Source organism: Phormidesmis sp. 146-12 (assembly GCF_052939495.1).
Map to the genome: position 1 here is coordinate 1 of NZ_JBJPHS010000167.1, position 10068 is coordinate 10068.

Annotated in this window: 7 protein-coding genes; 2 read left to right on the top strand and 5 right to left on the bottom strand. The window is 48.3% G+C overall.

Annotation, left to right across the window (positions count from 1 at the left end; all coding sequences use genetic code 11):
* Positions 1-336 precede the first annotated feature (336 nt).
* Together ACKFKF_RS32740 and ACKFKF_RS32745 are read right to left on the bottom strand one after the other, a co-directional pair.
* Positions 337-1755 (bottom strand): LCP family protein, encoded by a 1419-nt coding sequence (locus tag ACKFKF_RS32740; protein ID WP_446859783.1) that lies wholly within the window; start codon positions 1753-1755, stop codon positions 337-339.
* Positions 1756-2065: 310 nt separating this feature from the next.
* Complete coding sequence (locus ACKFKF_RS32745) at positions 2066-4252, bottom strand: pentapeptide repeat-containing protein (protein ID WP_446871574.1); 2187 nt, start codon at positions 4250-4252, stop codon at positions 2066-2068.
* 33 nt (positions 4253-4285) lie between these two features.
* Here ACKFKF_RS32745 and ACKFKF_RS32750 point away from each other — a divergent pair, with 33 nt between their 5' ends.
* Complete coding sequence (locus ACKFKF_RS32750) at positions 4286-5314, top strand: bifunctional heptose 7-phosphate kinase/heptose 1-phosphate adenyltransferase (RefSeq protein WP_446871575.1); 1029 nt, start codon at positions 4286-4288, stop codon at positions 5312-5314.
* Positions 5315-5677: 363 nt separating this feature from the next.
* On the opposite strand, the gene ACKFKF_RS32755 is transcribed toward ACKFKF_RS32750, so the two are convergent.
* Positions 5678-6016 (bottom strand): hypothetical protein, encoded by a 339-nt coding sequence (locus ACKFKF_RS32755; protein ID WP_446871576.1) that lies wholly within the window; start codon positions 6014-6016, stop codon positions 5678-5680.
* Between the two features lie 484 nt (positions 6017-6500).
* On the opposite strand from ACKFKF_RS32755, the gene ACKFKF_RS32760 reads away from it, so the two are divergent.
* Entirely contained in the window at positions 6501-6815 is a 315-nt protein-coding gene (locus ACKFKF_RS32760; protein ID WP_446871577.1) for a helix-turn-helix domain-containing protein, read from the top strand.
* Between the two features lie 430 nt (positions 6816-7245).
* On the opposite strand, the gene ACKFKF_RS32765 is transcribed toward ACKFKF_RS32760, so the two are convergent.
* Both ACKFKF_RS32765 and ACKFKF_RS32770 read right to left on the bottom strand, forming a co-directional pair.
* Positions 7246-9438: a lytic transglycosylase domain-containing protein gene (locus tag ACKFKF_RS32765; RefSeq protein ID WP_446871578.1), complete on the bottom strand. Its 2193-nt coding sequence runs from the start codon at positions 9436-9438 to the stop codon at positions 7246-7248.
* Between the two features lie 193 nt (positions 9439-9631).
* On the bottom strand, positions 9632-10068 hold a 437-nt coding region (locus ACKFKF_RS32770), incomplete at its 5' end, for an ISL3 family transposase (protein WP_446871579.1).

The following is a 10068-nucleotide window of genomic DNA, read 5'->3' on the forward strand; positions in this document are numbered from 1 at the left end:
AGGGGGCGAAGGCTCTCAGCAATGACAGATCGATCGACGTGTGTGTACACGGCAGCAAAATGGGGGGGCAAAAGATTTCAGCACCAAAGCGAAAAAATTTTGCCAAACTGACATGAATTGGAGGATTTTGCACCGGGAATCTCGTTTAACAGTCTTCTAAAATTGGGGTCGAGACAGAACAGCGAAACGCTATCGAGTTTACGTTAGAGATGGGATTGATGACTTGAGGTTGATGACTTGAGATTGATGACTTGAGATTGATGACTTGAGATTGCGATCGCCCTCTTAAGTAAATTCGAGCGTGTGGTAGAAAGCACCCAGGGAAAGGGTAGACAATTACTCCTTAACGGAGGTGGCTTTGGGTGGCACCTTTTTAAGGGGTTGGAGGGCATCTTTCCCTAATTGAATCGTTACATCTGATTCGATGTCGCCCGTATTCTCAATCCGAACTTCACCAAAGCCGAGAGAACGCCGTACCGCCTCTGCCCCGATCACATCTCCCTGCTGCGCCACAATGCGCGTCACACTGAGCGGCTCTGTCCAGGGGTTGCCTAGATATACGTTGTCAAACCCGTCTGCCCGGAGCGCAGTTCGCACCTTCTGCACCCCTTTTTCTTGTTTGGTACTGTCTTGAATGGCGACTCTGAGCGACGCAGGCGTGTCTTCGGTGAGGCTGGGTGCGCCAAAGTCAAAATGCTGTGAAACGAGGGATTGAATCTTAGCGGGGTGCGGCAGCCAATAGCTGGCATCATATTCTCCAGGTGCACTAAACTCTCCGGGCACCATTAGCATTTTGGTGTTGGAGCGGTTTACCTGGGATGCAAAGCCACTCAGGGCAACGAGTTCTTCGACGGTCAGGTTGGTGTCGATGTGAGTTTGAATCACCGAAAGCAGCTTGGGAACACGGGCGACGGTGGTCGGGTTAAGGGCTTGCTCCATCAGGGCCCGCATCACCATTTGCTGACGTTGGATGCGACCAATATCGCCATTTTCGTCATAGCGGAATCGCAGCAGTTGTAGGGTCTGATCGCCATTGAGGTGTTGTCTTCCGGCTTTGAGGTTGACATAAAGATGCTGACTATCGTCCTTATATTTCATGTCTTTGGGCACGTAGACCGTCACCCCACCCAAGGCATCAATCAGGGCTTGCACCCCCTGCACGTTGATCGTCACATAGCGATCGATGCCCACGCCTCCCATCAATTCGCTGACCGATCGGGCTGCCAGGGCAGGGCCACCATCGGCGTTGGCTTCGTTGATTTTGCGAACTCCGTGATCAGGAATGTAGGTGCGCGTGTCTCTAGGAATGGACAATACAACAAATTTTTTGGTTTCTGGGTCAAATCTCAACAACAGCATCACATCGGTCAAGCCATCAAAGGAGTTGACCAGGGCTTGATAGCGGAGCTTTTGAGTTTCTGGTGGCGGATTGTTGACATCTGTGGTCAGGACTTTTGCGCCGAGAATGAGAATATTGACCGGGCGAGTCAGTTCTGGGAGTTTGAGATTGGAGCGGCTAGAGAAGCGATCGCCCTTGCCAAAAATGGACGCTTCAGAAGGACTCAGTTGTCGCTGCATCAAGGGTGTACTGGCAAGCGAGACGGCGAGTAAAGCGCCTGCGGTCGCAGAAAGCATGGCCACACCCGTCAGACAAAGCAGAAGCCAAATCAGCTTGACGCTTCCAGGTTTGGCAGATTTTTGGGGCTTTGACGGGGCTTTTTTAGACGAAACAGGACGTTTATTCGGGCTTTTCACGGGCTTCCTCAACACACACCAATGGAGACGATCGACGGAAAATAACTCTGTAATAATTCGGAATTTAATTGTAGGCAATAAAACAAATTCTGCACTCTTTTGATCAGGCTTTTGATCAGGTTAAACCTGGCTGATCAACGCAGATGTTAACAATCTTTCCCTAAGTTGTCCGAGAAAACTGGATGATCTTGAGAAATTTGAAGCTTTTGAGTCATTGCAGTTCAACTTTGAGAAAACGTTGGCAGCGGACAACTGGTTATTTTATTAGCAAAAAATTACAGTCATTTGTCATCTATCAGGAGTCAGGGATTTATTTGAAGTAGATTAATAAGTTTAGACCTGGAATGGTGCGAGAGAGCGTCCATAGCAGTAGGGCGATGTAGAGCGTTCCTAAACTCCATTGATACCAGACGATCGCAGTGACCAAACTGGGCAAAGATTCATCGCGTAATCGGATGTCATTGAACCCAAATCGCAAAAAATTGTTGAAGCTAAAATCAAAATAATTGAGCCAGTTCCAGCGGCTCTGCCACAAGATGGGCAGGTAGCGATCGCGAAACAGTTGTTCACGAGGAATGATGGGGAGTCTGCCAATCAAGACGCGCAGTTGTCGCAAGGTGCCTTCTTCAACAAAGTAACTGGTCTCCATGAGCGCGTGATAGCGACCCTGACGCAGCAGCAAAATTAGCAAAAACAGCGGTATCGGTAAGGTGACGATCGCCCAACAGCCCAACGTCATCCAAGGGCGATCGGCAGTCCGAAAGATGGCCGTCAGTCCCCCTAAATTGAGCAAAGTTGCCAGCGCGATCACACACAAAAATTCTCCCCAGGTGGGCAAAATTGGTTTTGGGTAACGTCTACGCCAGCGATCAAGAAACCAAAACACCAAACTAAAGTAGGCAACCGTAACCAATCCAACGCCAAAGATTAACCAGAAACTCGTCCCGTCTCGACACAGTAATAGTAACAGCGTGAGAGATAGCCAGTTGAATGCAATCACAAATCGATTTGCGAACGCTAATAGGGGAGGAAGCGGTTCGGCGGCGATGACACGATCGCGCACATTAATGTAAGTGGCTAAATCGACTTCGTTGACGCTGAGAAGCTCAGAGGGATTGCGAAAAAGCTGGGTGGCGCGGCGATCGAGAATAGCAGTGGCCTGATTTTTACGAAAGCCAATGTTAGTTAGATCGGTGAGCGTAGCGGTGTTGAGATTGGTGCCCAAAAGTCGCTGTCGAAGCTGGCGCGATCGTAAGACTTGCGTCGTGTAGTCGATCTGATTTGCGTCAGAAATTTGTTCTAATCGCCGAAAGTTTCTCACCAGTTCTCGCAGTAGATTCTCGTTACTTTGCAGCGTCGGGACAGATAGCACTCGCCCAATTTGCCCTGGATCACCGAGAATTTTAGCTTTATCTGAATCAAACCGCAGTCCCGGAACATTTAAATAGGCGCTTTTGGAGAAACTAGAATAGCTAAAATCGGCGCGATCGAGAATCGAAGCTCCTCTTAAATTAACAGGTCGATTGAACTGAACTTCTCGAAAAAAAGCGGCTTTCTCAAAAGTCGCATCGGTCAAAAATAGCGATTGATTAAACGTATCTTTACTAAACAAAGTCTGTTCTCGCCAGCGCGTCTGAGCAAAATCGACATTGCCTTGCCACTGGACACGAGTAAAGTTTGCAGGCTGATAGAAGGTCGATCGATTGAAGTTGGCGGTCGTCAAAAATTCGCTGCTTTGAAAGTTCACATCACCGCGAAACTGCACTTGACTAAATTCTGCTTTGCCAAAAAAGATGCTGTTGCGAAACTGGGTTTCTCGCCCAAAATTGCCACTCGCAAAACTCACGGGCAAACTAAACCGCACCTGTGACCAATCTGCCCCCGCCGGAAGCTGAATCCCCTGCGCCTCTAAGCGATTGAGAAAGAAGGTGTTAGTGAAATCTGCGAATCCGTTTAGTCGAGATTGCACTAGCTTGATCGGGCCGCGAAACACCGAAATCTGAGCGGGAGGCACCTGCAAATTTCCTCTAGGAGTCAACAACAGCGACTGAGACAGTGTACTGAGCCGAGACAGCCGACGACGATCGCGCTGCAACCGAGTCTTTTCGGCGGGCGTAAAGATCGGCGATAGTGCATCTCCATACAGCGGTGCCCGTAGCCCCAATTTGCTCACCACAAAGTCTCCTTCGATCTGCGAATAGCTCAAATCGAGTCCCAGAGGCAATCCTGGCTTTTGTAACTGAGACTGCACCAGACTATAAAACTGATCGCGAAAGGCGGCATTTTCGGGACGCAGGTCGATCGCCATTCGTCTCAAATCCAAAATTCGAGTGCCTTCACTGGGAAGGGGCGATCGCAGGCGTTCTTGTAATAGTTCCAGGGTAAGGGGAGTCAGACTGGGTTGGGCAATTGCAGCCGTCGGAAACAGAAAACAGGAAAAACACAGAGTTAGAAGGATGAGACGTAAAACAAAACCTTTTATAATTCCTTTCTTCATTCTCTAATCCCTTTTCCTTTTCCCTTCATCAGTATGCCTTTAGACACTGCTTTTACGGCTCGACTGCGCCAATCTGCCGATCGTTTGTTTGGATTGATCGATCGCTTTTCGCAGTCCACTATTTTGATTGTGGGAGATTTGACTTTGGATGAGTTTCTCACAGGCGCGGTCGAACGGGTATCTCGCGAGGCTCCGGTGTTGATTTTGCGCCATGAAGAGACGCAGCAGGTTCCGGGGGGCGGGGCGAATGCGGTGTATAACTTTGCTCAATTGGGAGCTACGGTCAAAGCGGTCGGGCTGTTGGGTAAAGATGAGCAGGGACGGGCAATTCAGCGCATTTTTGCTCAAGCAGGCATCGACGACCAGGGAATTTTTCTCGACCCCGATCGCCCCACCATCACCAAAACCCGCATCTCAGGTCACGCCCGCCAGTCGGTCACTCAGCAGATTGTGAGAATCGATCGCAAATCCGACAGTCTTCCTCACCTGGATTTACAGCACCAACTTGCAGATTACATTCAACAGCAAATGAGAACGGTGGATGCGATCGTCTGTTCAGATTACGGCGATGGCACGTTGACGGCTCCGGTGATCGAGGCAGTGTTAAACCATTCGCAGGTGATTGTGGATGCTCAGAAGGGACTCGATCGCTACCAAAAAGCCACCCTTCATACCCCCAATTTACCCGAAGCAGAACTCGCAGTTGGATACTCGATTACCGATTCTGAAACACTGTCACGAGCGGGAAGGGATTTACTAGCGCTAACACAAGCCGACCAGATTCTGATCACGCGAGGAGAACAGGGAATGACGCTATTCGATCAAACCTGCGAACAGCATATTCCTGCCTTTAATCGCACCAAAGTCTTTGACGTAACGGGCGCAGGAGATACCGTCGTCGCTGCCTTAACCCTCGGACTCACTGCCGGAGCCACTTTATGGGAAGCCTGTGTGTTAGGCAATCTTGCGGCTAGTATTGTCGTTCGTCAGTTTGGCACTACCACCACTAACCCGACTGAAATGAAAGCGGCATTAGAGATCTTGCTTAATGAACTTGATTGAACTTGAATTCTATGAAGTTTTTTCGTTTCGTTGGACTGTCTTTTTGCCCCCAGCCTGCCAATTCTAACGTGAATTCGATGGAACTTTCGCTACGGTGATTCATCCGGGCAGCCCCCTAAATCCCCCACCTACCGTGTATACATAAGTCGATTGATCTGTACTTGCCGTAATCCTTCGCCCCCTAAATCCCCCAAATTTGGGGGACTTTGAACGCTGATCAGGGTTCTAAATTCTGGAAGTCTTTTTTGCTTAAAGTCCCCCAGAATGGGGGATTTAGGGGGCTGAAGCCGACTAGAACGAAGTGAGTATAGACTTGTGTATACACCGTAGTAAATCCCCCACTGGGAGACTTCAGGACAAGATTCAAATGTCATTGTTATATAAACTTTCTCCCATAAAGAACCAATACGCTAAATCATCCAACTCCTGATAAGACTGCTCATAATACTCTGGTGTATGAATCTGTGGAAAGTTTGGGTGAGTTGTCCAATCCCGAACAAACGATGGAATATACCAGAAACCTTGAGCAATCCAGCGATCGAGGGTTGCTGTTTGACTATACTCTTCGCAGCAAGCTTGCATCACCAGGGTCAGTCGTGCAAAGGCTGCTTTATTCCAAGTTAAGTCAGGCCGAAGTTGAATCAAAAAGGAGCCTTCTTCAGCCTCAAACTCTTTCTTTAAGATGGTTAGGTAGTTGTCCATTGGTGGGCGATCGATAACAAAACAACTTTGCGCTAGGTGATCAAATGCTTTCAACCCCCTGCTCGCAAATAATCTTAAGTGCATCATAGACCCGTACTGGGCGATCGCGTGCATCTAATTATCAGGCAGTGAAGATATAAACACGGCATGAGCGATCAGAGTAACCCTTTGATTTGGCTGCACGATGAGGTGAAGACTCCACTTTTCAGTCAAGAAGCGTGAATAGAAGCAGGCGTTCTGCTTAGACAACTCCAGGAAGGTGAAATTGGATTACCGCGCCCTATGCCAAGTATCAGAACTTGCTGTCATGAGCTACGGATTGAGACATTGATAGAAACTGGAGAATTATTTATCGAATTGATGATAATGCAATCTGAATTGTTGAGGTTTTCAATAAAACATCGAGAGCAACACCCAAACAATGTGATTGCAGTCTGCAAAAAGCGCTTGAGCAAATACGATACTGATCAGCAGAAGTAATGTAATGGATCAAGCTAAGAGAGACCGTTTGGAGTCTAAGGGCTGGAAAGTTGGAACAGCCTCAGATTTTTTAGAGCTAACCCCCGAAGAAACGGTCTTTGTTGAGGTCAAGCTGGCTCTTAGTCGCAGCTTAAAAACTCGTCGGCAAGACCTAATGACCCAAAACGAACTGGCTTCTAAAATTGGCTCTAGCCAACCTCGAATTGCTAAAGCTGAAAATGGCGATGCTTCGGTCTCAATTGAGTTGTTGATCCGGGCAATGTTAGCCACAGGTGCAACCCCTCAAGACATTGAGCAGATTATTGCTAGTGTGGGATAAAGGTAATACATATAAGGTAATACATATTAAGTGCAAAGGCTGCTTTATTCCCATGTAAGTCAGATCGAATCTGAATCAAGAAGGAACCGCTTTGCAATTTCAAGGGTCAGTATCCATTGTAAGGCAACCTACTGTACGAGAAAGTCTTACACCATAAAGTCTTATACTATGCTGACATTTTGCTAGATTGAGCCTCACGAATTTTCTCAGCACAGGCCCTCTTGATCCAGTCCTGACGACTAATCTTTTGCAGTTGGCACGCTGCATCGATACTTTGCAGTAATTCCAACGGGAGAACAATATCAATTTGTTGCTTTACTTGAAAATGAGCTGTGAAATGTTCAGAAACATCTGCTCCTGAATGAGCTTGTTGAACTCAAGATGCTAACTAGCAACCTATAAGCACTGCCTCAATGTGTAATTCAAGCATCTAATTAGCGATCGCACCCGGTGCAACTTGGGCAATCTTTTGGGAGATCTCAGGATTGTAGAGGCGTAGATAATTCCAGTAGTTGCCAAAGACTGATTTGACATAGCCCCGCGTTTCGTCGTAAGGAATCATTTCTACAAATTCGTCTTGATCTTGAGTTTTCGCCTTTGCAAGCCAGCCACCGACTGCACCAGGGCCCGCGTTATAACTGGCCACCGCCAACATTGAATTGTTGTTGTATTCCTCGTGCGTGTGGTCGAGATACCACGTTCCCAAGTTGATGTTGTCCTGGGGATTGTCGAGTTTGTATTCCTTGAGTTTGATGTTTTTGGCAATGAAGACGGCTGTTTCGGGCATGACTTGCATCAGACCAGATGCGCCCACTGAAGATTTGATTTTTGACTCAAAGCGCGACTCTTGACGAATCAAAGCCGTCACTAACATTGGGTTTAACTGACGCTGCTGTGACCAGGTTTCAATCTCTTGAACGTAGGGGAACGGATAGAGCGCTTGCCAGTAGGCAGACTGTTGTTTGAGTTGCTGATATTGGGCTTTGTCTTCAGGCTTGTCGCGATCGCGCAAATTCGACACCATAAAAATCCCGTCCAGATTGTCGCCCACGCCTAACCGCATCACACCATCGGTAAACTGTTCGGCAACGGTCGGAGTCACGCGATTTTGAAACTCAACCTGCCAATGTGTCCAGGCATCTCGGTCTTGTCCCAGTTGGTAAAGCTCTTTGAGAACGGGCGATCCAGCCGTCAGTTCGGGACGTTGAGCAGGCTTGTTGACCTGGGGATTGAGCGATCGCACCGTGTTAAAGTCGCCCACATTCCAACCGAGCATACTCGCCGATCGCCATGCATAGTAGGTTTCGGGATGTTCGGTCAGGACTCGCTTGTAGATGGCTTTTGCGTCGTTGTTTTTGCCCAGACGCTCGTTCCATTTGCCGACCCAAAATCCGGCTTGTGCAGCAATTTCGCTGGTGGGATTGTTGGTGAGAATGGGTTCTGCCCACTGTTTGGCGAGTTGAAAGTCTCCCGCTTTAGCGCGTTCTTGAGCGTAGAGCCAGCGCATCTCGGCCGCCGCGTCAGAATTAGCGTATTGCGTGAGAACGGTTTGACGAAGTTGAGTCGCAGTTTTGGCACTCTGCATTTTGTCCATTAATTTGGACTTTTCGAGCAATGCTTGAGGCGCACGATCGGGAAAGTTTGCAATCACCTGATCGAGGTAAGCGATCGCCGTTTGAGGCTGTTCCGCCAGGGCTGCGAGTCGCGTCAGGGCAAGTCCGGCTTCGGGGGAAGTGGGATAGGTTTGGATAACCTGCCGATAGCGTTCTACACCGCCAGGTTTGCCGCCCAGATGTAGCCCTCTTGCTGAACGGTAAGCTGTGAGCGGAGTTTGGGGAGATCGAGAATAAGCGATCGCGCCCTTGCCATACATTTGATTTTCCCAGTAGCCAAAGGCGATCGCTTCCCAGTCTTTGGGCTGTAGCTGAGGCGCAAATTTCTCAACAATCCGATCCAAAACGCCCGTGTAGCCTTCAGCAGTCAAATCGTATTTAGCAATCACCATCAACAGCGGCAGACTGGGATTTTTTTTAAGCTGAAGTTTGGCAATCTCGATCGAGCGCGGATGCGACGGAAACTTTGCGATCGCCTGATTCCAATATTTTGGATTCGATCGTCCCAAAAAGAACAAACCTTCTACGGAAGCCGGATCGTCGGGATGCTGTTTGACTAATTCTTGCCAAGTTTTAGTCGTCTCAGATTGCTTGCCTGCTGCTTCGTAAGCCTGCGCCCGTTTGAGCAAGACCTGAGCTGCCATCACCGGGTAGTCTTTCTCCAAACCTTTCAACGGCTCTAACGCCTTCTCACCCTGACCTTGAGCCACCAGATCGGTCGCCAACAAATAGCGGGCGCGATTGCGTTCTAAAGAAGGGGCAGATTTTTGGGCCGTTGTCTTGAGCGTGGCGGCGCGCTGTTTGGGAGATTGAGTAATCAGCGGACTGACGATCGTACCCGGCGACCCAATACTTCCTGGCTTCTGGTTAGAATTGAACGTGCCAAATCCGCTCAATGCCTGTTGTGACACATCTTTGAGCTTCTCGATCGGCAAAAACGTCCCAGCCAACAATGCCAGTCCGCCTGTACCTGCTGCCAACCAAATCCAAGTTTTCCGTTTCTTCAGCATGGATCTCTCCCAGGGAGGATGGGTAAAATCACTCAAACTCTTAGCAGTTATAGCAAAAATTTACAGGTTCTTGACAACAAAAAACCAGTAAACTCAAAGCTTTTCGGCTTCGTCTCAGTAATTTTTGCCACAAAGCTACTCCACAGTAGCAAAACACCTCCGAGATACCCGTGACTGACGAACTTGGGCTCTCCTAGACCTCGTGTGTAGAGTTTTGTGAAGCACCAAAGCAAGATAATAGCCTCAAACGGAAATGTTTGAAATTATGAAAACCGTAACCCTTCCGTTTAATGAGCTTAATTTTCGTGTTGATCCCCTCGGTCACTCCACTGGTGGTTCGATGCTCAAAGTAATTGCAAATACCATTCAGGTGCTCACGAATCATGTCCGCGGAATCTTGATAAAAAAGCTGAGCCAGTCGGCGCCATCGCTGAAATTTTATTTTGGCTGAGTGGATCGTTCTTGACTTTTCATAAATCTGGCTGAGGTCTTCTTTCAACTCATACGCAATCGTTAAACAAGGAAATGCTTTCAACCCTTCATCTAAGCGTTGTCTTTGCTCATTGCTCAACTCTTGTCGATTCTTCCACAGTAAATGCGGTAATCCTTTGAATTTCACCTTCATCTGTC